Origin of the sequence: Sphaerisporangium viridialbum, assembly GCF_049674955.1 — a bacterium.
GTDB classification, from domain to species: domain Bacteria; phylum Actinomycetota; class Actinomycetes; order Streptosporangiales; family Streptosporangiaceae; genus Sphaerisporangium; species Sphaerisporangium viridialbum.
In genome coordinates, this window is record NZ_CP187232.1 from 5,457,652 (window position 1) to 5,484,076 (window position 26,425).

Here is a 26,425-nt window from a genome sequence, read left to right on the forward strand (position 1 = left end):
ACCCGGCCGAAAGGACGGACATCCGGGGTCAGCCGGTGGCCGGCCGCCGGGTCAGCTCGCTGAGCTGTTCAGCCGTGAGCGTTGCCGCCTCCTGGAGCGCTATCTCGACGCTGTCGCCGCGACACTCGATGGCTTGGCGCTGTCGCGCAGTCCGGTCAGGCTCCAGCCGAGGGCGACACCCGCGTCGGCCAGGGCGACGTGCCGCCACCGGTCGTCCACGACCCCGAGTGCCAGGGCGGTGCCCGCGTGCACCAGGTCGATCACGGCGCCGCCGGCGAGCACTGGTCTGCTGGGACGAAGGCCTGACCAGGCCGCCTGGCCCAACTGCCGGGCTCCCAGCAGGCGGGCAACGACCTCCGTGGAGCGGTCCCGTCTTCCCCCGAGGACACGGACCACCCGCGAGGGCATCGTGAGCAGTGCCAGCCCCCACGCCGCGCGACCGGCCTCGATCGCCCTTACCGCCTGGGTCCGCCCGCGAAAATGATCAGCAGCTGGCCGATGCCGCGTCGTCCTGGTCGCCTTGAGCCGATGGGCCCAGGCAAGGGCGCCCAGTCCCGTCGCGAGGGTCGTCGACACCGCGGTGAGCAGTCCGTGGTGCTGGGAGGCCCAGAGCTGGATACTTCGGGACTTGGCTCTGTCATCGAAGGAGCCGTGAGCTCCCTCGTCGGTACCCGGCTCGGCGTCGGCCGGCCGCCACAGGTTGGGAGGGTCTCGATGCGTCACATCCTTGGTCTGCTGAGAGCGGTATCCGGTCCAGGCCAGATACCGGTCGAGGATGCCGGGCACCACCGCGTTGGCAAGGAGTGTCGCCGCGGTCGAGCCGCCCACCCAGTACTCACGCCGCCGCGGGTGGTCCGCCGCGTAGACGACCGCGTCGGCGGGGATCTCGGGCTGGTAGATCGGAGGAACAGGCTGAGGATGGCCGGGCAGACGCGACAACACCCAGTCGAACTGCGGGGTGTTGACCGCCGGCATCTGCACCATGGTGACCCGCACCTTGCTCTTGTCGTGGAGCAGTTCGCAGCGCACGGACTCGTTGAACCCCTGGATGGCGTGCTTGGCTCCGCAGTAGACGCTCTGCAGGGGGATTCCCCGGTAGGCCAGTGCCGAGCCGACCTGCACCACCACGCCGTGATCGCGAGGAATCATCCTGCCCAGCGCGGCTCGCGTGCCGTTCACGTAGCCGAGGTAGGTCACCTCGGTCGCACGGCGGAACTCGTCCGGCGTGATCTTCATGAAGGGCGCGAAAACCGAGGAGAAGGCGACGTTCACCCACACGTCGATCGGGCCGAGTTCGGTCTCGACCTTGCCGGCCGCGGCGTCCACCTGCTCATGATCGGCGGTGTCGACCTCGATGGCCAGCGCCTCCCCACCCGCCTGGCGTACATCGCGTACCGCGCCTTCCAGACCGTCGGCACCACGGGCCAGCAAGGCCACGGCGTCCCCCCGTTCCGCGAAACGGCGTGCGGCGGCCCGGCCGATGCCCGCGCTGGCTCCGGTGATCACCACGACACGACGTCCATCTTGGGTTGCCACGTGTCGGCTCCCTTCAGCCTCGGGTGCGCAGAGAGGCACGCAGAACGATCGTCGTTCGCCTGGCCACCCGATTCCGGAAATTCCTATTTCCGGCATACCCGCCAGATCTATCAAGTCGCTCCGAGTTCCGTAATCTTCTGACGGTGGCATGGGCGGGATATACGACCTGGACATGAGAACCGACGAAGGTGGAAAGTAAGCCGACTATGAAAAGCGCTATATCCGGCAGGGAGCGCGGGGGGAGCGCCGCTGCCGTGGGGGCCGGTGTCTTCCGCGGAAGCGGATGGTCGCACGTCAAGGGGCTCGGCACCTCATGAGACTTTCCGGTGCGAGCGTGTTGATCACGGGTGCTTCTTCGGGCGTGGGCGCGGCGACCGCGCGGACCATGGCCAGAACCGGTGCGCGTTTGGTTCTGACGGGACGCGACCGGACGCGCTTGGAGCGTGTCGCCGCCGAGACCGGCGGAGTCGCCGTCGCATGCGACCTGGTGACGGACGCCCACCTGCTCGCCGAGCGTGCGGGACCCGTGGATGTATTGATCAACAACGCCGGGGCCGGCTGGGCCGGGCCCTTCGCGCGGATGCCGCACGACGCGCTCGACCGGCTGGTGGGAGTGAACCTGACGGCCCCGATCCGGCTCACCGGCCTGCTTGTTCCCGGCATGGTCGAGTCGGGCCGGGGACACATCGTCTTCGTGGCCTCGATCGCCGGCGCGGTCGGGGTGGCGCACGAGGCGGTGTACTCGGCGACCAAGGCGGGGCTTCTCGTCTTCGCCGAGGCGCTCCGCCACGAGCTCCGCGGTTCTCCCGGGATCGGCGTGTCGGTGGTGCTGCCGGGTGTGGTGGACACGCCCTTCTTCGATCGGCGCGGCGCCCCCTACGATCGTCGCCGGCCCGCGCCCATCCCACCGGAGCGAGTGGCGCGCGCGATCGTCGCTGCGATCCGGCACGAGCGGGCCGAGTCGTACGTGCCGGGGTGGCTGCGCGTGCCCGCCCGGCTGCGTGGTGCCGCGCCGGGGCCCTTCCGCCGCCTCGTCCGGCGTTTCGGATGAGCTGCCTGCCCGCCTCCGTGAGGGTCAGCCGTCGCGTATCGCTCGTAAGGACTCTTTGAGGGAGCCGAGAGTGGCGAAGATGGCGGTGGGCTCGTATCCGCAGTGCGCCATGCAGTTGGCGCACCGTGGATCGCGCCCGCGACCATAGGAGTCCCACTCGGTCTCCTCGACCAGTTCCTTGTACGTCCGGGCGTATCCGTCGGCCATCAGGTAGCACGGCCGTTGCCATCCGAACATCGAGTACGACGGGATCGCCCAGGCCGTGCACGGGAAGTCGATCCGTCCTTCGAGGAAGTCGAGGAAGAGGGGAGAGTGGTTGAACCGCCACCTGCGGCGGTTCCCACCGGCGAAGGCCTGGCGGAACAACTCGCGTATCTCTCGCACCCCGAGGAAATGCTCCTGATCCGGTGCCTTCTCGTAGGCATACGCGGGAGAGATCATCATCTGGTCCACGGCCAGGTCGTCGTTGAGGTAGTTGAGCACGTCGATGACCGTCTGCGGGCTGTCGGTGCTGAAGAAGGTGGTGTTGGTGGTGACGCGGAAGCCACGCCGCCGGCATTCGCGGACGGCGGCGACCGCCTCGTCGAACACGCCTTCCTTGCACACGGATGCGTCATGGCGCTCGCGCAACCCGTCGATGTGCACCGTCCACGCGAAGTACCGTGATGGCGTGAATTCGTCGATCTTCTTGGGGATCAGCAAGGCGTTGGTGCAGAGGTAGACGTACTTCTTGCGGGCGACGAGCTCCCGGACGATGTCCGCGATCTGCGGGTGCATGAGCGGCTCGCCGCCCGCGATCGACACCATGGGGGCGCCGCTCTCCTCGATGGCGGCCACGGCCTGGTCCACGGGCATGCGCTGCCTCAGGACGTCGGCGGGGTGCTGGATCTTGCCGCAGCCGGCGCACTTGAGGTTGCAGGCGAACAGCGGTTCGAGCTCGACCAGCAGTGGGAACTTCGCCCGTCGCCGTAGCCTCTGGTAGAGGACGTAGCCGCCGACGCGCAGGCTCTGGCGAACCGGAATCGTCATAACAGCACTTCCTTCCCGTCCGAGAACCGGATCCCCCGCACCATCCGGGGATCGATGCCTGCGGCCCAGCGCGTGAGGACCGGGCCGATGCGCCGCAGCGCGCGGCGGGCCGAAGCGCCGCCACGTAGGGTGGCCAGGCTCAGCAGCGGCGCGTCGGGGGTGTCGACGATGACGCGTACCGCCGCCAGCGGGCGACCGGCGGAGGCGGCCACCAGCGGCCCGGTCTCCATGTCCACGGCATGCGCGCCACCGGCGGCGAGGCGGGCGCGCTCGGCCCCGGTGACCACGTGGTCGCAGGTCAGCAGCCGCCCGGTTCGAGCGGGCAGGCCGGCGCGCGCCAGTTCCTCGGCCAGTGGCGGCGCCGACGCGCAGGCGAACACGCGGTCCCCGAAGCGCACCTCGCTCGCCACCAGCACGTCCCCCGGGCGCAGACTCGGGTCGAGCGCGCCTCCGAACCCCACCACGGCCAGGGCGCCGTACACCGGCAGATCGGCCGCCGCGCGGGCGGCCCGGCGCGGTCCGGGACCGGTACGCATCACCTGGACCTCCTTGGACGCGGCGGCGAGGCCGCGCTGGACGGCCCGCGCCTCGATTCCCAGCGCGGTGCAGATCAGCAGGCCGGTCACGACGGCACCTGCGGTGCCCCGGCCGCGTCGGCGGCGCGGGCACGCACGTAACGGCCGAGGGCGCTGATCGGGAAAACGAGGCGATAGAGGTGGTAGTTGATGTAGAAGTCGCCGGGAAATCCGGTTCCGGTGTAGTAGAGCTCGTCCCAGGTGCCGTCCGGGCGCTGGTGCTCGACCAGCCACCCGACGCCCCTGTCCACGGCGGCCGAGCGGTCCCCGGCGGCGAGCAGGGCCAGCAGTGCCCATGAGGTTTGCGACGGCGTGGACTCCCCGCGTCCGATCCAGGCAGGGTCGGTGTAGGAACGCAGGTCCTCGCCCCAGCCGCCGTCGTCGTTCTGCTGGTCGCGCAGCCAGGCGACGGCCCGCCGTACGCAGGCCGCCTCCGGTCGTACACCGGCCGCGACCAGGGCGGGAACCACCGCCCCTGTGCCGTAGACATGGTTGGCGCCCCAGCGGCCGAACCACGATCCGTTCGCCTCCTGCGCCTTGAGCAGCCAGACGACGGCGCGCCGCAGGGTCTTCGATCCGGCCGGTCGTTCGTGGGCGAGCGCCTCGACGACATGGGCGGTGACGTCGGCCGACGGCGGGTCGATGACCGCGCCGAAATCGCAGAACGGCAGCTTGGCGCACAGTGCGCGGGTGTTGTCGGCGTCGAAGGCGGCGAAACCGCCGTCGCGCGAGGCCATCGCGGTCATCCAGCGCACAGCGCGGTCGATCGCCGGCCGCGCGCCGGGGCGGTGCGCCCGGCGAAGCGCGAGGATCACCTCGGCCGTGTCGTCGGTGTCGGGGTAGCCGTCGTTGTCGAACTCGAACGCCCAGCCACCCGGCGGCAGCGAGGGCCGCCGCACTGCCCAGTCGCCCGGCCCCCTGACCTCCTGGCCGAGCAGCCAGTCGGCGGCCTCGGCGACGGCCGGGTGATCGGGGGCGATGCCCGCGTCGAGAAGCGCGTTGACCGCCAGCGCGGTGTCCCACACCGGTGACTGGCAGGCCTCCAGCCTGCGGCCTCCGTCGTCCCGGATCGTGAACCGGTCCAGCCCCTGGATTCCCCTGCGCATGACGGGATGGTCGACGTGGTACCCGGACAGGTTGAGCGCTATCAGGGAGTAGACCCATGGCGGCTGGATGCCGCCCCAGGAGCCGTCGGCCTCCTGCCGCGCCACGATCCACTCGGCGGCGCGCCTGAGCGCCGCGTCTCGCGGGCCTTTCACCGGGTTGCGCTCGTAGCGGTGCAGAAGCCGGTCCAGGGCGCGGAACGCTCCGTCCCACCCAAGGCTTGCACGCGGGCGTATGGTTCGTCCGGTGCGCAGCTCGGCGAGGTCGAATGGGAGCGGGCGCACGGGCCGGTGGGCGCTGACCACGGTGAGCGGGACGATCGTCTGGCGGGCCCAGCACGCCCAGTCGTAGACGTTGAGCGGGAACCACGACGGCAGGAACATCATCTCCGGGGGAAGGACGGGAAGTTCGTCCCACGGCCACTGACCGAACATGGCCAGCCAGATCCGGGTGAAGACCCGTGCCGCCTCGAGGCCGCCGGCCTGCCGGACGAACGCGGCGGCGGCGCGCATGTGCGGGGCATCGGCCGGGTCGCCGGCGAGCCGCAGCGCGGTATAGGCCTCGACGGTGGTGGACAGGTCGGGTGGGCCGCCGTGGAAGTTGGCCCAGGTCCCGTCCACGTGTTGCTCGGATCGGATCCAGCGGGCCGCCTCGGCGGTGTCCTGCCGGCCCCGGATGCCGAGGAACTCGCGCAGGAGCAGGTCCTCGGCGTCCATCGTCACGTTCGTCTGCAGTTCTCCCTTCCACCATCCCTGCGGAGAGCGCAGGCCGATCAGGTGGTCACACGCCGCGCCGAGGGCCAGATCGGCGCTGGACGCCGACTTGGGCCTGGAGGCGTCGAGTGTGGTCATGTCAGCTGTCCCGGCATGGTCTCCGGCGCGGCCGGCGCCGGCTCGGTCGTCCGCGCGGCCTCCTGCCGCAGGTGCCGCCCGGCCAGGCGGGCCGCGTGGAGTCCGCTGCGCACGGCTCCCTCCATGGTGTCGGGCCAGCCCGTGTCGGTCCACGCGCCGGCAAGGTACAGGCAGGGCCACCGGGTGGCCGCCGCGGGGCGAAGCGCGCCGCTTCCGGGGCCCTGGCGGAAGGTGGCGCGACGCTCCCTGGTGACGAAGAAGTCGGTGAGCCGTGCCCGGGAGGGAAACAGCCGCTGGAGTTCGGGGACGAACTCGGCCTGGATCTTCTCGGCCGGCATGTCGATCCATCGGCCCGCGGCCGACACCGAGACGGCGAGGTACTGGCCCCGGCCCAGCCCCGCGACGCGGGTCTTGTCGAAGACCCACTGCACAGGCGAGTCCACGACGGCCGCGAACGGCACATCGGTGACCGGCCGGTCGTACACGGCGTGCACGTTGACGATCGGACTCGCATCCAGACCGCTCCAGCGGTCCCGGTCGGGCGCGGCGTCTCGGGGGACGAGCCTGGCGGCCCGTTCGTGGGGTATCGCCACGATGACGGCGGAGGCCGCGATCCGGATGCCGTCCACGACGACCGCCGGGCCCGGCTCGATGGCGGTGACCTTCGCCGACAAGCGCACCTCACCGCCGCGTCGCCGGATGGCTGCCTGGGCGGCGGTCCCGTGCAGGTCGCCCAGAGGCGCGGCGGGAATGCCGATGTCGCCGGCATCGGCCCGGCCGAGCAGGGCGGTTCTGAACACCTTCACCGCCGGTCCGAGGGCCGCCTCGTCGACGCCGACGTTGAGGGCCGCCACCGCGAACAGCTCCCACAGGGCCCGCCGGGCGGAGTCACGCTGCCCGTGTGAGGCCAGCCAGCTCCCGAGATCGGTCCGGTCGAGCGCGGGGTCTCCGGGGTCCAGCCTGGCAAGTGCGAGGGAGGCGCGTACCGCGCGTAGCCGATCGGCCGGTCGAAGCAGGGAGTAGGTCGCGAGAGCGGGCATCAGGTGGAACGGCCCGGGCAGCGCGGACCGGCGCAGGCGTCCCGACCGTCCCGCCGGGGTGAGGACCCGCATGTCGAACCGGTCCTGGAGGCACACCCGCCCGGCGCCGCCGATCCTGTCGAGCAGACCCCGGTAAGCAGTGCAGCATCGCAGGAAGACATGCTGGCCGTTGTCCACGACCAGCCCGTCGCGCTCGAACGAGTAGGTCGCGCCGCCCAGCCGGGGACGAGCCTCGTACAGCGTCGTGGCGTACCCGGCCTCTCCAAGGGCGACGGCGGCGGCGATGCCCGCGAGCCCGCCGCCCACGATCGCGACCGGCGCCGCCGGGGAGCCGCTCAGCTTCCGGCTCCCGCCAGCGCGCGCGCCGCCACCATGGCCTTCTCCCACGCGGGCAGCGACGATCTGACGCTGAGCGCCTGGACGGGGTGGGCGGCGATGCGGTCGAGCAGGGACCGGTAGATGCCGGCCATCGCCGCGGTGCACGCCGCGCTGCGCCGGTCGAGCATGGGCAGCAGCTCTGCACCCCGCCCGTACCATTCACGCGCCCGGTCGGCCTCGAACCGGACGAGCCTGACGAGACGGTGCGGTGGATCGGTGAACCTGCCGCTGGTGTCGACGTCCAGTGTGCATCCGAACCGTTCCAGGTCCTCCGACGGCAGGTAGACGCGTCCGGCCAGCCGGTCCTCGCGCACGTCGCGAAGGATGTTGGTGATCTGTAGCGCCACTCCCAGGGCGTCGGCCAGCGGCGCCGCGGTCCTACGGTCCTGGGCTCCGAAGACGCCGAGTGAAAGGCGCCCGACCGATCCGGCGACGCACCGGCAGTACGCCAGCAGGTCGTCGAAGCTCTCGTACGTCGCACCGCGCACGTCCGCGACGCACCCGTCGATCAGCTCCTCGAAGGCGAGGAGCGGGATCGGATAGCGCCGCGCCGCGTCGATGAGGGCGACCATGACGAGATCGTCGTGATCGGGATGTCCCGCGCGAAGCGCGGCACGCGCGTCGGACAGGCGGGCCAGCCGCTGGTCGGCGGGCCCGTCCATGTCGCCGATGTCGTCGATCCGGCGGGCGAAGGCGTACACGGCACTGAGCGCCCGGCGCTTGGGGGCGGGCAGCAGCCGGATGCCATAGGAGAAGTTGCGCGCCCGGACACGGACGATCCGCTCGCAGCGCCGGTACGCGTGAGAGGCGGTCACCGGGTCACCTGCCTTGCGGTGAGAACCTGGAGCCAGGCGGCCAGCCATCGGCCACGGCGGGGGCGGACGATACGCCCGAGCACGTCATGAGCGGACCGCTCCATCGCGGTCACGGTGGCGTGGCCTCCCGCGATGTAGCCCGCGACCGCCATGCGGGCGTACCCGGTCAGCGAGGCGACGAGCGGACGGCCGTCGTCCAGCAGCCGCGCGGCTCGCGAGACCTGCAGGGCCACCGCGCGGCGCAGCCCCGCCGAGGTGACGCGACCGGCCAGGTCGCCCTCCTCGCAGCCGAATTCGCGCAGGTCCTTCCCCGGTAGGTAGACACGGCCCCGCCGGTAGTCCGCACCGACGTCCTGGCAGTGTTCGATGATCTGCAACGCGGAGCACACCCGGTCCGACAGCACGAGCCGCTGGGGAACCGCCACGCCGAAGATGTGCAGCACGATGTGCCCGACGGGGTTCGCCGAGAGCTCGCAGTAGCCGAGCAGATCGTCGAAGGTGCCGTAACGGGTGACCGTCTGGTCGCGCCGGTTGGCCTCCACCAGCCGGTGGAACGGCTCGGCCGGGATCGCGCACGCCTCGACGCTCCGCACGAGCGCCCCGACGGCCGGCAGACGCGGAGCCGACCCGGCGTACAGGCGAAGCAGGTCGGATTCGACGGCGTCGAGCAGCCGCGGCCGGTCTTCCGGCTCGGCCTCGTCGCCGATGTCGTCCACGAATCGCGCGAACCCGTACGCCGCCCAAAGATGCTCGCGTTGCCGGCGCGGCAGCACCCGTAGGGCCACCGGGAAATTCTCGCGACCGGCCTTCGATATGACGTCGTTCCCGAAATCCTGCCGCGATGACATTCCTATGCGATTTCCATCGGCCCATGTCGCAAACAAGAAAGGCGCCGTCCGACGGCATTCATTGCACCGCGTTGGCGGGGAATTTATACCGCCCGGAGCCTTCTACGTCACCCGCGACGACCGGCCAACGTCTTCGTGTCCATGAGGCCGAACGGCGGTTTGACGGCACGGGCCGGCGGAGATGGGTGATTTCGAGCCGTATCAAGGAGGAGCGCCGTGGTCAGCCTGTCGCAGCGTTCCCGGGTCACGACGGCCCCTGGCGGCCGTCCCTGTGACGCCATGGTCACGCAACGGCCCGACGCGCAGTCCCATGGAACGGCAACGGTCCACCAGCGCGGGCAGAGCGCCGAGCCCCGATCGCCAGGAGCCGGGGGCCGAGGTGTGGTCGGAGTCGTGGAGCAGCAGGGTCGCGCCGCCGCGCAGTCCGGGCGCCATGGCCGCCAGCACCGAGGCCGGGCTCGCGGTGGCGGTCCAGTCCTTGCCCCACGCGGTCCACAGCACCGGGCGCAGCCCTCGCGCGGGGGCGGCGACCAGCGTCTCGGCGCTCAGCACGCCGTACGGCGGCCGGTACCACGCCGGGTGCGCGCCGGTGACCGCGCGCACGAGGGCGGACGCCCGGCCGATCTCGTTGGTGACACGGCCCGGGCACATCACCAGGGCGTTGACGTGCCGCCAGCCGTGCACGGCCATCTCGTGCCCGTCCGCGACGATGCGCTGCCCAAGCTCGGGGTGGCGTTCGAGCATCTCACCGAGAACGAAGAACGTGGCCCGGCACCCGAGCCGTTCGAGCTCGTCGAGGAAGCGCGGGGTGGAACAGGGGTCGGGTCCGTCGTCGAAGGTCAGCGCCACGTGATCGGCGCTTCCCACGCCCGCCAGGCCGGGCAGCCGGCGCCGTACGGCGGGCAGCCAGGTCCCCGCAGGGGCGGTGTGCAGCAGTGCCAGCCCCACCAGGGCCGTCGGCAGCGCGGCGGGTCGCATCGTCTCAGGCCCGACGGAGACCGCTGGTGACGGCGGGCCGGCGCGTGCTGATCCTGAGCGCGGGCATGGGCGCCGGCCATGACAGGGTCGCCGCCGAGCTGGCCCGGCGGCTGGTCGCCGATGGCGCCGAGGCCGAGATCATCGATGTCCTCCAGTTGCTCCCGCTCCGGCTCGGCCCGATGCTGCGCTCGGGGTACCAATGGGTGATCAGGCACGCGCCGTGGCTCTATGAGGCCACCTACCAGCTCTTCTTCGTCGCCAAACGAGCGCCGTCGACATCGCCGCTGACGCTGCTGGCGGCGGCTCCCCTTGGCCGTCTGGCGCGCCGCCACCGGCCCGACGAGGTCGTCTCGACCTTCCACCTGGCCGCCCAGGTGACCGGGTGGCTCAGACGGCGCGGCCGAATCCGGGCGCGGAGCACGGTGCTGGTGACCGACTTCGCTGTGCACCGCCTGTGGCTGCATCCGGGCAATGATCGCTACCTCTGCCCGAACCCCGCCATGACCGGGCAGATCACCGCCATGACCGGACGGCCGGCCTTGTGCACGGCCCCCGTCGTACGACCGAGGTTCCGGCCACGTGTCGCCGAGTGCGCGAGGACACGGGCCCGGATCGGCGCCCACCCCGGTGACCTGCTGGTCCTGGTCTCCGCGGGATCGTGGGGAGTGGGTGCCGTGCGGGAGACCGCGCGCATTTTAGTGAGTTCCGGCCGCTACAGGCCGGTCGTCCTGTGCGGGCACAATGCCCGGCTCCGGAACCGTCTGGGCGGTGGTGGGACGGTGCTGGCGCTCGGCTGGCGGGACGACGTGCCCGAGCTCATGTCGGCGGCTCACGCGCTGGTGGACAACGCCGCGGGGCTGACCTGCGTGGAGGCTTTCGCGGCGGGGCTGCCCGTCGTCTCCTACCGGCCCATCCCAGGTCACGGTCGCGACGGCGCGCTGGCGATGGCACGGGCGGGGTTCAGCGTTCACGCCCCCGACGCCGCGGCTCTGCTCGACGCTCTGGACCGGCTGCGGGACGAACGGCAACGCGACCTCCAGATCGCCCGGGCGTCGGCTCTGTTCACCTCGCTACCGGCCGTGGCCGCTCTCATGTCCGCTCCAGCGGACCTTCCACCTGCGCCGGCAGGGCCGGCGACCGGGCGAGCGGGAAGCCGCCACAGATGATCAGACCGATGCCCGGGCGAGCGACGCCAGTACGCGCGGGCCCACGGCGATCACGTGCCGTCCCCATCAGGGTGCCGCACAACGTCCTGCTCCGACTTGGCCAAGAACGGGGACCGCCCCAGGATGACGATGCCCGTCACCATCGCGACCAGGCCGGCCGCCTCCCCCGCGAGCGCCCCCGGGGTGACCCGCAGGTGCTCGGCGAAGATCGCGACGCCCAGCGCGATCCCGGTGATCGGTTCCGCGGCGGTGGTGGCCGGCAGCGAGATCCGAAGCGGTGCGGCGTCGAACGCGCTCTGGTTGAGGAACAGCCCCACCACGGCGACACAGGGCAGGACGTACGGTTGCCAGGTCGCGACGACGGCGTGCAGTCCCTCGCGCATCGTGAGCAGTGAACTGCGGGTGAGCACATCCTGAAGTCCGTACAAGACTCCGGCGGCGGACGCCAGCGACATCGCCTTGCTCGGGAGAGAACGCCGGAGTCCGAACAGGACGAACCCCGCGGCGACCACGACCGCCACGAGCACCGCGAGCCACCGCATGGAACTCGGATGAGGCAGATGCCCTCCGTACGGTTGCCCGGAGAACAGGAAGAGCGCCACTCCTCCGCTCACCAGCACCGCGCCCATACATTCCATGAGACCGAAACGTTCCTGGTAGATCACGTGCGCGGCGGTCAAGGCGAACAGCAGGTTCGTCGCGAGAAGGGGCTCCACCTGTGCCAGCCCCTCTACCCGCAGCGCGACCGCGCCGAGGATCTGACCGCACAGCATCAGGCCGATCCCGGCCAGCCACAGTGGCGTGCGGACGAGGTCCAGCAGCAGGCGCGGGCGCAGCATCTCCCCAAGCGGCTCGCGATACGCCGCGTGCTGCTGGGCGACGTAGCCCAGACCGAGAAGGCACGCCGCGCCCAGGGATACCGCGATGACCACTGGTTGCGCCCCTCTCCGGCTCCCGGTCCAGGAACGGCGCTGGAACAGCAGGGCTTCCCATCATCAGCACCCGGGGCTCGAGTGGCTTCCTCCGGCAAGCTTCCGCTGAACAGCACCCGGTCAACTCCTACCCGAACGCCGAGCGGGTTGGTCGCTGTATCCTCGCGCGCGCTTTCGCACAGGTCGTTTTCGCTCCCCAGCCCCGACGCGGGACGGGGTCCTGCCCTTGCTGGCAGGATCCCGTCGAGTTCGGTCGGCCTTGACCCGGTGGACTTCCCCTCGCCCTGCGTTTCCGATTCGCCGGCCGGTTCCTCGACGGCCGGTCTCACCTCCCTTCCGTTGTGCTCGTGGTAGCTGGTGGGTCGTTGCCGCGTCTTTCACTGGGAGGAACCGGAGATGGCTTCCACCAACTCGAGCAGCTGCGTCGCGAGATCGGCCTGGCTGATGATGCCGACCAGTTCCTTGTTCTCCAGCACAGGCAAGCGACGGATCTTGTGCTCGGCCATCTGGTGCAGTACCTCGTCGATGTCCGCGTCGACATCGATACACCACACATGGGCTTGTTCGATGAGGTCGCCGGCCTTGACTTCGGCTGGGTTCTTGCCCTTGGCGATGCACTTCACCACGATGTCGCGGTCGGTGATGATCCCCTTGAGCCGGTTGTCCTCGCCGCAGATCGGTAAGGCACCGACCTTCAGTTCGGCCATCCGCCGGGACGCGTCGGTGAGGTTCTCGTTGATCCCCAAGCACTCACAGCCCGGGTGCATGAAATCACGTGCTGTAGTCATGGTAAATATTCATCCTATGAGGCCCGTTCGCCGGTTCCCCTGCTCTGTCCGCAAGGATTGAAACTCGTTCGAGGCATCCTTGACCTGGATATTTCGAGCAAGCGGATGATCACGGCCGAGCTGTTCGACGATCACCGGATCCACGTCGCCGCTCCCATTCGCCGAGTTGCCAAGAATCGAACGGTTCGCGCCGGACGGCTCCGGCCCAGCTCGCGTCGACCTCTCAAGGCAGAGCGGGCGGTGCCCAGGATCGTGAGGTCCCATGACCTTTCTTACACGGCCAGGCCATGTCTCGGTGCCGCACGGACGTGCGCGCGTTCGCCTTGCTTCCCGATGAGACTCAGGTACTCGACGGGACCAGCGCTGGTGGCCCCGAACCAGTGCGGGGTGCGCGTGTCGAACTCCGCGGCCTCCCCGGGCTTGAGGATGAGGTCGTGTTCCCCGAGTACAAGGCGGAGCGTTCCGTTGAGGACATAGACCCAGTCGTAGCCCTCGTGGGTGCGCAGGTCGGGTTCTGCGTCGTCGCCTCCGGTCGGGAGGACGAACTTGTAGGCCTGGATTCCTCCGGGCCTACGGGTCAGCGGCAGGATGACCGAGCCGTCGCCGCAGGGGATGGGACGCAGATTGATGCGGGGGTCGCCGGTCGGCGGCGCATCGACGAGCTCGTCGAGTGTGACCCCGTGGGCGCGAGCGAGCGGAAGCAGCTGCTCGAGCGTGGGACGTCGCAGGCCCGCCTCGAGCCGGGACAAGGTGCTGGTGGAGATGCCGGTCTCCTCCGCGAGGTCGGCGAGCGTGACGTCTCGATGCAGCCGAAGGCGTTTCAACCTCGGTCCGACAGCGTCAAGAGTGCGGTCAATGGCTTCATCCATCCCGCCATTTTGCCATTCGGCAACAACGTTTGCACATCCGCCTTCTCTATCAGCACCATAAAGAACGAACCGAGGAACGCACCCGCATAGGGGGGTGCACGATCTGCCGGCGCGGGTGAGCCCGGCGGAGCTGCTGGCACGTGGCCGCGACGAGGTCACCGGCTACGGCGGAGCGATCATCGCGAACGAGGAGGACGACCTATGACGCACGGATTCGACAAGGACTACTGGGAGCGGCACTGGCAACAGGGGCGAGCTGGGGACCCCGGATCCATGGGCGGCAACCCGCCGAACCCGTACCTCGCTCGTGAGACCAGCGGCCTGACACCGGGCACGGCACTGGATGCGGGGTGCGGCGGCGGTGCCGAGGCGATCTGGCTTGCCTCCCACGGCTGGCACGTCACCGCAGCCGACATCTCGTCCGAGGCCCTTGGCCGCGCTGCCGAGCGCGCGGCGACGAGCGGGGCCCCCGAGCGCTTGCAGTGGGTTGAGGCGGATCTGAGCGTCTGGAGCCCGGGCGCGCAGTTCGACCTGGTCATGACCCACTACGCCCACCCGGCGATGCCCCAGCTGGAGTTCTACGACCGCATCGCCGGATGGGTGGCTCCCGGCGGCACGCTGCTCATCGTGGGGCACCTGCACACCCCGGGCTCTACCGGCCACGGGCACCACCCCCCTGCCGAAGCGTCGGCCACCTCCGCGGCCATCACCGCGCGCATGGACGGCATGGAGTGGGAGATCGTCACCGCCGAAGAGCACCTCCGCACGCTCACCGGCCACGGGGGCCGAGCGGCCCCCCTCCACGATGTCGTCGTGCGCGCCACCCGACGCCGGTGATCACACCATCCGACAGCGCCAGAGCCCGTTGCGCCGGCGCCGATTCTCCTTGCCTTCTTGAAAGGAATCCCATGAGTACGAACCGGTCCCCAGACGCGGGAGCCCCCGACCCGACCATCCAAGACCCACGACAACGACGTACGATCTTGGTCGGGGTCTGCATCGCGCTCATGGCGGTCATCGCTTCGGTGTCCGGGCTGAACGTCGCCCAGCCGGAGCTCACCGTCGCGTTCGACGCCTCGCAAACCGAGGTCCTGTGGTTCATCAACATCTACACCATCAGTCTGGCCGCGTTGCTCCTGCCGCTCGGCGCCATGGGCGACCGGTGGGGCCGCAGGCCGGTGCTGCTCGCAGGCCTGCTCGTCTTCGGAATGGCGAGTGCGGCGGCCGGCCTCGCCACGTCGTCCGAGATCATGCTCGCCGCGCGTTTCCTGAGCGGCGTAGGCGCAGCGATGATCATGCCGGTCACCCTCGCCGTCATCACCTCGACCTTCCCGGACGAGGAGCGCTCCAAGGCGATCGGCGTGTGGACCGGCGTCGCCGGCGGTGGAGGCATCTTGGGGATGTACCTGTCGGCCGTCCTGGTCGACCTGGCGAGCTGGCGGTGGCTCTTCGTCCTGCCGGTCGTGCTCGTCGTCGTCGCCATCGTCATGGCGCTGCGATCCATCCCTAGCTCGCGTGAGGCGTCAGGGCACGGGTTCGACGCCGTCGGTTCGCTGTCGTCCGTGGTCGCGGTGGTCGGGCTCGTCTTCTTCCTCCACGAGGGCCCCGAACGAGGCTGGACCGCGCCCGCGACGCTACTGAGCCTCCTCGTCGGCGTCATCGCCGCTGTCGGCTTCGTGGCATGGGAGTTGCGCCGACAGGCTCCACTCCTCGACGTCCGCCTGTTCCGCGAGCGAGGTCTCGCGAGCGGTTCCGTGTCGCTCTTGACGGTCTTCGGCGTGCAGGCAGGGATCTTCGTGGTCCTCTTCCCGTACTTCCAGGCGGTGCTCGGCTGGTCCGGCCTTCGCTCCACCCTGGCGCTCATGCCGATGGCGCTGCTGATGATGTTCGCCTCCGGCCTCGCCCCGCAGGTAGCCGCGCGCATCGGCAGCCGCTCGACGATGGCCTCAGGGATCTTCCTGGGCGGCGCGGGGCTGGTCCTCATGGCCACCTTCGTCTCCGTCGACGGCGGCTACCTCTCGATCCTCCCCGGCATGCTCGCCATGGGACTCGGTATGGGTTTGACGATGACGCCCTCCACCGAGGCCATCACCACCGCCTTGCCGCGTGAGCGTCAAGGTGTCGCGTCCGCGCTCAACGACGTCACCCGGGAGTTCGGCACCGCGCTCGGTGTCGCGCTGCTCGGAGCGGTCCTGACCGCCGGCTACCGCGGCGCCATCGACTCCCGGCTCGACGGAGTGCCGGACGACGCCGCCGACACCGCCCGCGAGGGCGTCGCCAACGCCCTCGCGGCCGCCGACGGGGTCGGCCCCCAGGCGCAGGCGCTGACCCGAGCCGCCCAAGAGTCCTTCGTCGACGGCTGGCAGCAGGCCATGTGGGCAGGCGCGGTAGTCATGGCGGTCCTGTTCGTCTACGTTCTCGCGCGAGGTCCGCGGCAACGGACCCAGAGTTCCGGTAGCGACAGCCGTGAATCCAGCGATGTAGTCGCCGACCTGCGCTGACTACGGCCGGCGTTCGGGACGAGCTCCATCCAAGCTAAGGCCATCCATTTCAGCACCCTCACCGGTATCTGCCACGTCCCGGGCTGCCAGGCCGGCGACTTGATCACCGTCGACCCGCCGGCTGGTTCTCCAGGCCGCGTTCGTAGCGGTGATGACAGAGCTCGCACTTGCGGCCGTGGCAGATCGTGCGGGCGAGGGAGTGGCGGTTCCTGCAGCAAGGCGCAGATCGCGCTCCAACCCAACCGGCGGACGCGCCGATGATGACCGCGGCCACCCTCCCCGTCTCACCACCTCATGGGTGAGAGAAGGTGTCTTCGAACTCCATGGATCCGGACTTGATCATGGATACGCAGGCTGGCCCGTCGGGCCCGCGCGACCTTTAGGCTTCAGCCCGTGAAGAGGGACGACTTACCCGGGCGCACCGTCGCCGCCGTCGCAGTGCTGATGATGAACTTGGCCCTGTTGATGGCCACGGGGTTCGCCATCAACTGGGCACGCAACCGCGGCGTGCTGTGCGACGGCGCCACCGTGCTCTGCTCGGGCGGAGACCCCACTCCCGCGCAGTGGCAGGCGGAGATGACCTTCCGCTCCACCGTCGCGTACGGCTCCTACGCGGTCATGGCCTTGGTCCTGATCGTCAGTGCGGTCATTGCCTGGCGGCGCCGACGCAATGGCATCGTGATCATGCAGCTCACGGCCCTCACGGCCGTGGCGGCGCTCGCTGCCCTGTGGGAGCCGTACGTTCCGCTGCACGGATAGATCTTTGCTCTGCGCCTGGCGTCGAGCCTCCGAGATGGAGAGCATGTTTCCCGGTCATGCGGCTTGCGGCGACACCTTTCGCGCGTGACCCATGGCCGTGCACCTTGCCGTGGCTGGGGTTCGTGCCGGAATACATCTGGTCGGTGCCGCCGGCGGCGGTTCAGCGGGTCTTTCGGAGGTTACGTGGCCGCCACCTACCACCGTGCCGACAGCGAGAACGGTGACCATATCGACGACCCGTCCGAAGACGCCATCTACATGTTGATCAACGACCTGAACGACAGCGACAACAAGTTGGTCGTCATCCAGCCCGACGAGGACGACCCCGCTTGGTACGTCTCAGGGGTCGTCCTCGACACGGGCGAGGGCTACGAAGTAGTCCGCCGTGAGACCCGTAGCCGCGAGCACGATGTCACCATGGACGACGACATCAGCGAAATCGCGCACGAGATCGTCTCGTGGCTCAAGGGCCGGAGCCGCCCCAGGCCAACAAGCTGAGGCGGCAGCGTTCTTAAGACACGGCCTGGCGCGCCACGCGGTAGCGGAGGTAGACGACTCTTGAGCTGAAGGTGCGGGTCTCGACGAGTTCGAGATCCACCCGGCGCTCGCGCTGGGGAAAGAATGGAATGCCACCGCCAACCAGCACCGGGTAGACCCTGGCCCGGTACTCGTCGATCAGACCCAACGCGGCGGCCTCGGCGGCGAGAGTCGCGCCGCCGATCGCGATGTCGCCCTCCCCCGGCTCGGCTCACAACCGCTCGATCTCCTCCACCAGGCCGCTAGAGGCCAGGCGCGCATTGCCCTGCACCGCCGACAGAGTGGTGGAGAACACCACCTTCGGGAGCGACTTCCAGATCGCGCCCCACACGAGCCTTGAGTCGTCGAGCGATGGATCCTGGTCGGCGGTCTCCCAGTACAGCATCGTCTCGTACAGCCGTCGTCCCAACAGGTGGACGCCGACTTCTTGTATCTGGTCGGTGTTGAAGCGAAAGACGTCCTCGTCGGGTGCCGTCCAGTCGAAGCCGCCGTCCGGCCCGACGACGTAGCCGTCAAGTGAGACGCTCATCGAATAGGTCACGCTGCGCACCAGAAGTCCTCCTCGGTAACCGGTTCGACAGTACGACCGCCGGACGCCGCAGGACTCATCACGGCTCGCGGGATCCCCTCAGATCTCCCCGCCCCATCATCACGAAGGGCGGCGAGCTTTCAAGACACGGCTTAGTGAAACACCAGGGTGGAGCCGGTGCGCGAGTTTTGGCACGGCACACGGCTGGCAGGACCGCATGCCCATCCTCCACCTGCGCGAACTCCTCAGCATCGTGGCCCACGGCGACGACGACCGGGGCGCGGCCGACCAGGTCCGTCAGGCCGTCGCCCCCTTCCGCCGCCGCTGAGCCGATCAGGCCTCCCGGGTCAGGAACTGGTGGAGGCTCCGGCAGGCCCGGATCAGCGAGGTCGAACCGCGCTTCTTCGTGTGGGCGGCCACCTCGGGGATCTCGCCCCGCGCGCCGACCCACGTGGCGATGTCGGTGGCCAGCACGACGGCGTCGGTGTGCAGAGGCTGGGCCCGCTCGCCCTCCCTCGGGAGGAAGGCGGCCAGGAAGTGGCGCAAGATCGTCCATACCTCCGCGTGCGCGCCCTGCTTGGCGGCCAGCTCCAGTGAGGGCAACGCGGGGTCGACCTCGTAGCGGGTGCGGCGGCCGAACAGGCCCAGCAGGCGGCCCGTCTCGGCGGCGGGGAGCGCGCCCTTGGCCGCCAGCTGAAGCAGTGGGGGCACCGCGTCGTCGCCCTCCAGGGTAAGGAAGTAGGCCAGGACCAGGGCCGTCGCCGGGCCGGACGCGCCTTCGGCCAGGGTCAGGTTGCGGAGGTCGTCGATCGCGATGTCGGGCGGGTCGAAACGGTCGATCAGGCCGATCGCCAGATGGGCCGCCGCGAGCTCTCGGTGGTGGGGCGTCATGCCGGGCCAGAAGTGACGTGACACGCGCCGGAACGGGCGCATCCCAGGCGCGGTCAGCAGGGCGTCGAGGTGGGCGAGACCGGTGGGCTCCACGGGTTGCCAGCTCACGTTGGCGATGCCGCGCTGGTCGAGGACGTGGTCGTCGTAGGGCACGACGCGGGAGCCGAGGTCGAGGGTCCAGGTCAGCTCCACCTCCGGGGGTGGGGGCGCGCCGCGCTCGAACCAGCGGGCCACCACCGCAGCGGCCGCCGAGCCGATGCCCTTCGCGCGTTCGGCCAGGTCGGGGGCGGGACTGGGCGGGAGCCGTAACAGGGCCTGTTCCAGGTCAAGCGGGAGCGGTTCGCAGCCGGATTCCGCGCACACGGCCAGGCGGTCGAGCAAGGTCTCGGGGTCGAGGTGGCCGTCGGCGCGGGTGGGGGTGGCCAGCAGTACCGGGGGCAGGGCTCCGGCCTTCGCCGCGCGCAGGAGTTCGTCGAGGCGGGACAGGAGGAAGGCGTGGGGGCGGGCGCAGGTCGCGCCTTCGGGTCGTAGAGGTCGGTCTGGACGTCGATCGTCCGCAGGATCTCCTCCTGTACGTAGTCGGGCATCTCGTGGAGCGGGACGACCGTGCGGAGGCCGGGGAACAGCTGGAGGGCCGTGGCCGCGACGTTCACCATGCCGTCGTACAGGGCCTGCCCGAGGTCGCCGGACAGGCCGGGGAAGGCCTGCTCCGCGTCGGCCCGCTGCTCCTCGGAGATCGTCTTCCGGTACGACGGGCGCTGCCTCGGCGGACGGGACATGGGCGGCCCCGGATCTTCGCCGGGGTTGACGAGTTCCCTGGCCAGCGCGGTGCACCAGTCACGCGGGGACTGCCACGTCGGCGCGTCGTAGAGCACCGGCCGCAGGTGTTCGCCGAACCGCCGGGCCAGCGTTTCCTTCAGGGAGTCCGGGTTCGTATGTGCCTCCCGCGTGACCGCCGCCAGCCACGCCTCGACGTCGATCCAGCCGATCTCCTCCGGCGGGCCGCTCTCCAGGCCGGAGGTGGGGAACGGGCCGGGGATGGTGGCCTCGGGTAGGCGGCCGGGGGTGAAGTCGCTGGTCCAGCCTTCGGTGAAGCGCTCGAAGAGCTGCCGCGCTGAGGCCGGGGGCAGCAGTTCGGCCGCCTCCAGGATCGGGGCGTGGTCGGTGAGGTGGTCGGCGTGCTTGAGGGTGAGGGTGACCGCGCGGTCGCGCACCTCGTGAGAGGCGTGCGCGTACGCGTTGGTCAGCGCGGTGACGTGGTCGGCCACACGTTCCGGTGTGGTGGCGAGGTCGCGGTCGAGCCAGGTCAGGCCCTTCACGGCGAGCTTGGCCTCTTGGCGGAAGGTCATCGCCTCGATGGCCTCGGCGACGTCCGCCGGGTCGAGCCGCGCCTGGCGCACCTGCTGCCAGGCCAGCTCGGCTACCGGGCCCGGCGCGGCGGGCAGCAGACGCAGGTAGTCGCGCAGCCGCCCGGCCGACTCCTCTCGCGTGGGCGCCACGAGCGTGTGCAGCCGGACGAAGAAACGCAGGTCCCGCGCGTCGCCGCCGAGCAGGAAACGGCTCACGCAGCCGGTGATGATCTGCTCGCGCGGCAGCGTGCGGACGGCCAGGGCCAGCCAGCGGGACGGCTTCGGGGTGAGCGTCTCGTTGACCAGCGCCCGGCCCGCGCCGGCCGCCTCGAAGATCTTCGGAAGCAGGTGGGGCGTGAGCGGGTCCTTGGCCACCCCCACGGCCGACAACCAGGCCGCCACCAGCGGCTCGTGGTCGGGTGGGGTGGCCTCGCCGTCGCGCAGCAGTTCCAAGGCCAGCGGCACGATCCGGTCGTCGGGACGGCGGATGCGGCGCGCGAGCCGTACCGCCAGATCGGCACGCCAGGCCACCGGGCGACCGGAGACCGCCTTCACCAGCCGGTGCGGGCTCGGCGCGCCGGTCCAGCGGGGATTGAGGTCGCGCTTCATCAGCCAGGTGACCACCCCGGCCGGGCCGGGGATGGTCGCCGCGCCCACCATCATCAGCACCTCGGACCGGCCGGTGACCGGGTCGTCGGCGGTCCAGCCGAAGGCGTTCCCGTCGACGGTGGTGGCCGGCAGCAGGCTCTCGCGGAGCTCGGCGAGCAGGCCCGGCAACCCGGCGGCGACGGTGGCCCGCTCGGCGTCGGTGAGCTTGGGCAACCGCAACGCCAGGCCCTCGGCGTCGCGGTTGAGCACGAGATTCCTGATCTCGGTACGGATGTCGTCAGAGGTCATGACGTGGCTCCGGTGAGCTGGGCGTGAAGGCGCTTGCACTCGTGGACGAAGCGGATCGTCCGGCGGCTGCGCGCGAACTCGGCGACAACCGGGATCTCCCCGTGCGCGCCGGTCCAGCGTGCCACGTCGCCGGCGAAGGCGACGAGTTCGGCGTGGGTCACGGTGATGCGCTGCCCCTCGCCCGGCAGCATCCCGGGCAGCAGGGCGCGCAGGATGCGCCACACCTCGTGGTGGCCGCCGGCGTGGGCCAGCTCGGTCAGGGCCGCGATGGCGGGGCGGGTCTCCCGCCAGGTGCGGCGCAGCACCAGCGCGAGCTGGCGGCCGATCGCCTCGGCGGGCAGCTCGCCCCTGGCGGCCATGCTCAGGACCAGCGGGATCATGCCGGGCACGCTGTCGGCCAGGAGAAAGGCGAGGATCACCGCCGTGGACTCGCCCATCGGGCCCTGGGAGATCTCCAGGCCGGTGATCTCCGTCGGCGTCACCCACGCGCCCCAGCGGCCGCGCAGCAGGAGGGGCAGGAAGTTGACGGCCACGACCTCGCGGTGCGAGGGCAGCATGGCGGGCCACGCCCGGAGCGTGCTGCCGGACTCGTCGACCGTCCAATCGAACGGCTGACGCAGCAGCACCTCGTCGATCAGCCGATGGCCGGTCGGGGCCGTCACCCGCAACACCGGCTGCAGCCCGACCTCGGTGAAGTGCTCCGGTTCGCCGTCGCCGAACTCGACCATGGACGCGTCCACCATGTGGCGCCACACGTGGCCGCACTCGGGGTCGGCCATGCCGTCACCGGCGAGCCAGCGGGCGGCCGAGCGCGCCGCCTCCGAGTCGACCTTGGCGGTCCGGTCGGCCGCAGTCTGGTGGCTGCCCCGGGGCAACCGCAGCAGCGCCTGCGCCAGGTCGGCCGGGGGCGGCTCCACCCCGGCGGCGGCGCAGGTCTCCAGCCGGTCGACCAGCACGTCGGGGTCGAGGTGGCCGCTCATCCAGGTCGGCGTGGCCAGCAGCACAGGCGGCAGGGTGCCGTTTCGGAGGGCCTCGGCGAGTTCCGCGTAGCGGTGCAGCAGGAAATCGTGGGGCGGGGAGACGCGATTGGGGTGGGGCAGCTGGTTGCGCCGCCGCCACTCGTCATGCTCGGGCAACTCCTCGGGCATGAAGGAACGCAGCCGGGGCGGGACGAAGACGACGGTCACCTGCACGAGCGGCTCGCCCGGGCTCGGCGGGGGCACCTGCTCCTCTGCCCGCATCGCCGCGATCCGGGCGGGGTCCACGCCGAGCTCGGCCATACGCTCGTAGGCGCGGTCGAGGATGAAGGACGGCATGGCCTCCACGGAGTCGTCGTACAAGACGCCAGGCCTCGTCCGCACCGGACGGAGGCGATCCGGCAGTCTGTCGTCGTAGATCTCCACGTCCTCGTCGTCGGCGCCGAAATACCTTGGCTGCTCGACGTCGGTGGGGAAGCCGTACAGGTGGATCCGGCCCCTGGCGAAGGGGATCTGCCGGTCGCCCTCGTGTGCCACCGCCCCGTCCGGGCCGTCGTCGCTGGTCCAGGTGATGAAGAAGGCGCGCAGCGGGGTGTCGTCGTCGAGGTAGCGGCCAGGCCGGTAGGCGCCGCCCACCATGATCCGCCGGGGCCTCGGCTCCGGGTCGGGCTCCTCGCCACGGGTGAGGGCGCGTACTCCCACGGAGTGGTTCGCGCCGTCCCAGAACTTCTCCGGTTCGATCGGCGGCAGCTCCGGCACACTCCCGGGAGTGACGAGCTCGGCGGACAGCGCCGACTGCCAGTCGTCGGGGTCGAGGCGCACCTCCCTGGACCGCCAGTAACCCTGGTCCTGCTCGACGTGGGGCTTGAGCTTGCGGCGCAGTTTCGCCCGGTCGTCGGCGATCCCGGCGACGAAGGCCGCCAGCCAGCGCTCCTGGCCGATCCAACGCTCGTGGTAGTTGGGGGAGATCGACGGCTCGGGGAACCGCAGCGGCTCCGGCAGCTCGGGCAGCGGCGGGAACTCCTTCTGCTCCAGCGGTTCCTCGACCGGGGTCTCCCCGCCGAACTGCTCGGCCAGCTTCGCGCCCAGGCCGGCGGGGAGGTGGCCGACGCCGTCGAGGATCGCCCCGGTGTGGTCGGCGAACAGGTCGGCGTATTTCAGGGTCAGCTCGGCCGCGCGGTTGCGCACGTCGAAGGACTTGTGCGCGTACGCCGTGGTCAGCGCGGTCACGAAATCGGCGGCCGCCTCGGGCGTGGCCCGGATCGCCTGGTCGAGCCAGCGCAGGCCCGTGGCGGCGAGCTTGGCCTCGTCCCGGAAGGTGAGCGCGTCGACCGCCTCGACCAGGTCGGCGTGGTCGAGCGGCATCGCCCCGCGCACCTGCCCGGCGGCCAGCTCGGCGACCGTGCCCGGAGCCGACGGCAACAACCGCAGGTAGTCGCGCAGGCGGGGCGCGGACTCCGCGGGTGTGGGGTCGAGGAGCATGTGCAGCCGGACGAAGAACCGCAGGTCCTGCGCCTCGCCGCCGCGCAGGAAACGGCTCACGCAACCGTCGAGCACCTGCTCCTTGGGCAGGTCGCGGGCGGCGGCGGCCAGCCAGCGGGTTGGCTGGGGCTCCAGCCGCTCGTCACGGAGGGCACGGCCCGCGCCGTCGGCGTCGAAGACACGAGGCAGCAGCACGGGGGTCAGTTGGTCATCGGCCACGCTCGGCGCGGCCAGCCAGGCGGCCACCAGCGGGTCGTGGTCGGGCGGCACGGCGCCGGACTCACGCAGCAGCGCCACGGCCAGCGGCGCGATGCGGTCGGCGGGACGGCGCACCCGCTGGGCCAGCCGGACCGCGACATCGCGACGCCACTCCCAGGGGCGGGTGGCCGCCACCCGGCACACCTGGGCGACGTTGGGGTCCTCGGCCCAGCGGCGGTTGACGTCGCGGGCGGTCATCCACGTCACGGCGGCCGCCGGGCCGGTGATGACGCCGACACCGGTCAGCAGCAGCCCGTTGGCCAGTTCGTCGAGCAGGTCGCCGACCTCCCAGGAGGCCATCTCCTCGAAGTCGTCGGGATGCTGGGCTCGCACCTGCTCGGTGCGGGCGCGGCGCAGCTCCTTGACGAGGCCGGGCAACCGCCCGCCCAGCTCGGCGCGCTCCTCCTCGGTGAGCGTGACCAGCCGGTCGGCCAGGCGGGTGACCTGGTTGCGGGTGACCAGGTCGCAGATCTCCGTCCAGAGGGTCATCGGGAGACCGCCACGGCGGCGCGGGCGACGATGCGGGCGGCCAGGACGTGTTTGCACGGCCCACGGGAGCCGCGATGGTCCCACCACCACTCGCAGGTGCAGGAGTCGTCGGCCAGCGAGACCCGGCGCGCGCCGCCCGAGGTGTGGACGGTGGCCAGCTCGCCTTCGAGGTGCACGGCGCCCGCGTCGACGAGCTTGCGCGCCTTGGCCAGCCGCGGGTTGAGCAGGATCACGTTGTCCTTGTCATAGGGCAGCTCACGGTGGAAGTGGGCGGCCTCCGACAGGTCGTAGCCGACCCGGCCGGCGACGCCGAGCTGCGTCAGCGCGGCCCGCACCCGGTCGGCGGGGATACCCGCGCGGTCGGCTAGCAGGCCGATCTCGACCTCGGGCTCGAAGTTGAGCAGCATGCCCACTACGTCGGCGTCGTTCTCGGCCTCGTCGGTGGCCAGGTCGTCGAGCACCGCGCCCTCGCCGGAGAAGCCGCGCCACCGCTCGGGCGAGAGGGTGAGCGTGTAGCGCATGCCGGGAAGCTCCAGCTCCCAGGCGCTGGAGGCGGCGTCGGCCGGGCCGTACACCCGGAGGGACTTCGCGAAGCGCAGCAGTGGCAGGAGGGTGCCGAGCCGGTTGGGGCCGGCGAGCTGGACCGAGCCCGGAACCTGACGGTCGGAGACCTTCAGCTCACGCCCCGCCTGCGCCACCCACACCGTGCCCTTCTTGGGCAGCCCGCGCAGGAACCGCACCGCCGCCATGCCGGTCAGCTCACCGCGCTGGTCCATGCCCGAGGCGATGACCTGCACCTCGGCGAATCCGCGTAACCAGCGCTCGGGCAGCGGCACCTTCTTCTCCACCACCGCGCCGTCCATCGTGGTCACGACCAGCTCGTCGAGGCCTACCCCCAGGTGCAACGGGTCACGCGCGCCGATGCGCGCCAGCGCCTCCCGGAGCGGCGCGTTCACGTCGACGTTGGTGGTGCCCCGGTCGAACACCTCGCCGTCGAGCGTGCCGTTCAGCAGATCAAGCCGGGCATACACGCCGCCACAGGCCGAGAACGACTCGAACCGCAACCGGTCTCCGTTGCACGTCACCACCGGATCCCGCACCCAGCCGGGTCGCGCCTGCGGCTGGTGGTAGTGGGCCAGCGCCACATCGGCGACGCCGAGCAGGCCCGCCGCGGCGGAGGCCGCCTGGGTCACCACGCCGCTGAAGAACCGGGGGGCCACGGCCGGGCCGGACAGGGCCCGCCCGCCGGAGGTCGCCAGTCCGAGACGACCGTCGACAAGGGAGGAGGGCGCGGCGTACGTGTACGCCTGCGTCGCTGAAGTCATGGCCGGGACATTAGATCGCCCCACCGACAAATGAACACGCCCCAGGTCACGGCGTCGTTGGCGGCGGCGATCCGGGTGTCGAGTTCGTCTTTCTTCACGCGGCCCAGGGCGAAGTGTTCACGCGGCACCGATCCCTGGACCAGGCTGCTCCGCTACGAGCCCTGCCAGCCCCAGTCGCAGCCGATATCAAGGTCACCCGCCGCGATCGCCTCGGTGGACTGATCCGTGAGTATACGCAGGCCGCGTAGGGTGGCTGACTTTCTGGCACCCACAGGGTTCGGCTCGGGGACGGCGTGGCCGCCTGGCAGTTGGCCCGGCCGGTACAGAGCACTGGGGGTCATTGCGAAGATGTCGTCGTCGGCGGCCGCAGCCCCTGGGGAGCCGTCTTCTGCTGTCGGGTCGAGCCCTGGGGCGCAACGAGGGACGCATCGAAGATCAAGGAGTGGGATGCCGCTCGCCGTCGAACGACAC

General features: G+C 70.8%; 23 protein-coding genes. 6 read left to right on the forward strand and 17 right to left on the reverse strand.

Annotation, left to right across the window (positions count from 1 at the left end; all coding sequences use genetic code 11):
* Positions 1-99 precede the first annotated feature (99 nt).
* Positions 100-1,536, reverse strand: a complete 1,437-nt coding sequence (locus tag ACOZ38_RS24395) for an SDR family oxidoreductase (protein ID WP_424533489.1) — start codon at positions 1,534-1,536, stop codon at positions 100-102.
* 313 nt (positions 1,537-1,849) lie between these two features.
* Here ACOZ38_RS24395 and ACOZ38_RS24400 point away from each other — a divergent pair, with 313 nt between their 5' ends.
* On the forward strand, positions 1,850-2,587 hold the full coding sequence (locus tag ACOZ38_RS24400; protein WP_424533490.1) for an SDR family NAD(P)-dependent oxidoreductase: 738 nt from the start codon (positions 1,850-1,852) through the stop codon (positions 2,585-2,587).
* Between the two features lie 24 nt (positions 2,588-2,611).
* On the opposite strand, the gene hpnH is transcribed toward ACOZ38_RS24400, so the two are convergent.
* From hpnH to ACOZ38_RS24435, 7 genes are all read right to left on the reverse strand, one after another.
* Positions 2,612-3,616: an adenosyl-hopene transferase HpnH gene (gene hpnH, locus ACOZ38_RS24405; protein ID WP_424533491.1), complete on the reverse strand. Its 1,005-nt coding sequence runs from the start codon at positions 3,614-3,616 to the stop codon at positions 2,612-2,614.
* Complete coding sequence (locus tag ACOZ38_RS24410; RefSeq protein ID WP_424533492.1) at positions 3,613-4,242, reverse strand: hypothetical protein; 630 nt, start codon at positions 4,240-4,242, stop codon at positions 3,613-3,615. Before ACOZ38_RS24410 ends, hpnH begins: the two co-directional genes overlap by 4 nt.
* On the reverse strand, positions 4,239-6,146 hold the full coding sequence (gene shc / locus ACOZ38_RS24415) for a squalene--hopene cyclase (RefSeq protein WP_424533493.1): 1,908 nt from the start codon (positions 6,144-6,146) through the stop codon (positions 4,239-4,241). Before shc ends, ACOZ38_RS24410 begins: the two co-directional genes overlap by 4 nt.
* Positions 6,143-7,573, reverse strand: coding sequence for a hydroxysqualene dehydroxylase HpnE (gene hpnE / locus ACOZ38_RS24420; protein WP_424533494.1), 1,431 nt, complete (start codon positions 7,571-7,573; stop codon positions 6,143-6,145). The genes shc and hpnE overlap by 4 nt, the downstream gene beginning before the upstream one ends.
* Positions 7,522-8,379: a presqualene diphosphate synthase HpnD gene (gene hpnD / locus ACOZ38_RS24425; protein WP_424533495.1), complete on the reverse strand. Its 858-nt coding sequence runs from the start codon at positions 8,377-8,379 to the stop codon at positions 7,522-7,524. The genes hpnE and hpnD overlap by 52 nt, the downstream gene beginning before the upstream one ends.
* Positions 8,376-9,227, reverse strand: coding sequence for a squalene synthase HpnC (hpnC, locus tag ACOZ38_RS24430; protein ID WP_424533496.1), 852 nt, complete (start codon positions 9,225-9,227; stop codon positions 8,376-8,378). Before hpnC ends, hpnD begins: the two co-directional genes overlap by 4 nt.
* A 201-nt stretch (positions 9,228-9,428) precedes the next feature.
* On the reverse strand, positions 9,429-10,205 hold the full coding sequence (locus ACOZ38_RS24435; RefSeq protein WP_424533497.1) for a polysaccharide deacetylase family protein: 777 nt from the start codon (positions 10,203-10,205) through the stop codon (positions 9,429-9,431).
* A gap of 26 nt (positions 10,206-10,231) precedes the next feature.
* Between ACOZ38_RS24435 and ACOZ38_RS24440 the strand changes: the two genes are divergently transcribed.
* Complete coding sequence (locus tag ACOZ38_RS24440; protein WP_424533498.1) at positions 10,232-11,371, forward strand: MGDG synthase family glycosyltransferase; 1,140 nt, start codon at positions 10,232-10,234, stop codon at positions 11,369-11,371.
* A gap of 50 nt (positions 11,372-11,421) precedes the next feature.
* Here ACOZ38_RS24440 and ACOZ38_RS24445 read toward each other — a convergent pair whose 3' ends face one another.
* The 3 genes from ACOZ38_RS24445 to ACOZ38_RS24455 all read right to left on the reverse strand — a co-directional run bounded on the left by ACOZ38_RS24445 (position 11,422) and on the right by ACOZ38_RS24455 (position 13,960).
* Positions 11,422-12,303, reverse strand: coding sequence for a DMT family transporter (locus ACOZ38_RS24445; protein ID WP_424533499.1), 882 nt, complete (start codon positions 12,301-12,303; stop codon positions 11,422-11,424).
* Between the two features lie 377 nt (positions 12,304-12,680).
* Entirely contained in the window at positions 12,681-13,091 is a 411-nt protein-coding gene (locus tag ACOZ38_RS24450; protein ID WP_405150524.1) for a CBS domain-containing protein, read from the reverse strand.
* Positions 13,092-13,363: 272 nt separating this feature from the next.
* Positions 13,364-13,960, reverse strand: coding sequence for a helix-turn-helix domain-containing protein (locus tag ACOZ38_RS24455; RefSeq protein WP_424533500.1), 597 nt, complete (start codon positions 13,958-13,960; stop codon positions 13,364-13,366).
* 201 nt (positions 13,961-14,161) lie between these two features.
* Here ACOZ38_RS24455 and ACOZ38_RS24460 point away from each other — a divergent pair, with 201 nt between their 5' ends.
* The 4 genes from ACOZ38_RS24460 (at position 14,162) to ACOZ38_RS24475 (ending at position 17,718) form a co-directional block, all read left to right on the forward strand.
* On the forward strand, positions 14,162-14,797 hold the full coding sequence (locus tag ACOZ38_RS24460) for a class I SAM-dependent methyltransferase (protein WP_424533501.1): 636 nt from the start codon (positions 14,162-14,164) through the stop codon (positions 14,795-14,797).
* Positions 14,798-14,868: 71 nt separating this feature from the next.
* Complete coding sequence (locus tag ACOZ38_RS24465; RefSeq protein ID WP_424533502.1) at positions 14,869-16,461, forward strand: MFS transporter; 1,593 nt, start codon at positions 14,869-14,871, stop codon at positions 16,459-16,461.
* 393 nt (positions 16,462-16,854) lie between these two features.
* On the forward strand, positions 16,855-17,220 hold the full coding sequence (locus tag ACOZ38_RS24470) for a hypothetical protein (protein ID WP_424533503.1): 366 nt from the start codon (positions 16,855-16,857) through the stop codon (positions 17,218-17,220).
* Positions 17,221-17,403: 183 nt separating this feature from the next.
* A complete protein-coding gene (locus ACOZ38_RS24475) occupies positions 17,404-17,718 on the forward strand; it encodes a hypothetical protein (RefSeq protein ID WP_424533504.1) in 315 nt (104 codons plus the stop codon).
* Positions 17,719-17,731: 13 nt separating this feature from the next.
* Here the strand turns inward: ACOZ38_RS24475 and ACOZ38_RS24480 are convergent, their stop codons facing one another.
* The 6 genes from ACOZ38_RS24480 to ACOZ38_RS24505 all read right to left on the reverse strand — a co-directional run bounded on the left by ACOZ38_RS24480 (position 17,732) and on the right by ACOZ38_RS24505 (position 25,954).
* Entirely contained in the window at positions 17,732-17,947 is a 216-nt protein-coding gene (locus tag ACOZ38_RS24480; protein ID WP_424537079.1) for a dihydrofolate reductase family protein, read from the reverse strand.
* A 21-nt stretch (positions 17,948-17,968) separates the two neighbouring features.
* Positions 17,969-18,307, reverse strand: coding sequence for a dihydrofolate reductase family protein (locus ACOZ38_RS24485; protein WP_424533505.1), 339 nt, complete (start codon positions 18,305-18,307; stop codon positions 17,969-17,971).
* A 312-nt stretch (positions 18,308-18,619) separates the two neighbouring features.
* On the reverse strand, positions 18,620-19,411 hold the full coding sequence (locus ACOZ38_RS24490; protein ID WP_424533506.1) for a hypothetical protein: 792 nt from the start codon (positions 19,409-19,411) through the stop codon (positions 18,620-18,622).
* Entirely contained in the window at positions 19,360-21,423 is a 2,064-nt protein-coding gene (locus ACOZ38_RS24495; RefSeq protein ID WP_424533507.1) for a hypothetical protein, read from the reverse strand. Before ACOZ38_RS24495 ends, ACOZ38_RS24490 begins: the two co-directional genes overlap by 52 nt.
* Positions 21,420-24,629, reverse strand: coding sequence for a DUF6493 family protein (locus tag ACOZ38_RS24500; RefSeq protein WP_424533508.1), 3,210 nt, complete (start codon positions 24,627-24,629; stop codon positions 21,420-21,422). The genes ACOZ38_RS24495 and ACOZ38_RS24500 overlap by 4 nt, the downstream gene beginning before the upstream one ends.
* Complete coding sequence (locus ACOZ38_RS24505) at positions 24,626-25,954, reverse strand: SWIM zinc finger family protein (protein ID WP_424533509.1); 1,329 nt, start codon at positions 25,952-25,954, stop codon at positions 24,626-24,628. The genes ACOZ38_RS24500 and ACOZ38_RS24505 overlap by 4 nt, the downstream gene beginning before the upstream one ends.
* Positions 25,955-26,425 lie beyond the last annotated feature (471 nt).

Excerpts from the sequence above, each read along its gene's own strand:
- ACOZ38_RS24450 (WP_405150524.1), bottom strand. The coding sequence starts at position 13,091 with ATGACTACAGCACGTGATTTCATGCACCCGGGCTGTGAGTGCTTGGGG.
- ACOZ38_RS24455 (WP_424533500.1), bottom strand. The coding sequence starts at position 13,960 with ATGGATGAAGCCATTGACCGCACTCTTGACGCTGTCGGACCGAGGTTG.
- ACOZ38_RS24460 (WP_424533501.1), top strand. The coding sequence starts at position 14,162 with ATGACGCACGGATTCGACAAGGACTACTGGGAGCGGCACTGGCAACAG.
- ACOZ38_RS24495 (WP_424533507.1), bottom strand. The coding sequence starts at position 21,423 with ATGACCTCTGACGACATCCGTACCGAGATCAGGAATCTCGTGCTCAAC.
- ACOZ38_RS24435 (WP_424533497.1), bottom strand. The coding sequence starts at position 10,205 with ATGCGACCCGCCGCGCTGCCGACGGCCCTGGTGGGGCTGGCACTGCTG.
- shc (WP_424533493.1), bottom strand. The coding sequence starts at position 6,146 with ATGACCACACTCGACGCCTCCAGGCCCAAGTCGGCGTCCAGCGCCGAT.
- ACOZ38_RS24400 (WP_424533490.1), top strand. The coding sequence starts at position 1,850 with ATGAGACTTTCCGGTGCGAGCGTGTTGATCACGGGTGCTTCTTCGGGC.
- ACOZ38_RS24500 (WP_424533508.1), bottom strand. The coding sequence starts at position 24,629 with ATGACCCTCTGGACGGAGATCTGCGACCTGGTCACCCGCAACCAGGTC.
- ACOZ38_RS24505 (WP_424533509.1), bottom strand. The coding sequence starts at position 25,954 with ATGACTTCAGCGACGCAGGCGTACACGTACGCCGCGCCCTCCTCCCTT.
- ACOZ38_RS24465 (WP_424533502.1), top strand. The coding sequence starts at position 14,869 with ATGAGTACGAACCGGTCCCCAGACGCGGGAGCCCCCGACCCGACCATC.
- hpnC (WP_424533496.1), bottom strand. The coding sequence starts at position 9,227 with ATGTCATCGCGGCAGGATTTCGGGAACGACGTCATATCGAAGGCCGGT.
- hpnH (WP_424533491.1), bottom strand. The coding sequence starts at position 3,616 with ATGACGATTCCGGTTCGCCAGAGCCTGCGCGTCGGCGGCTACGTCCTC.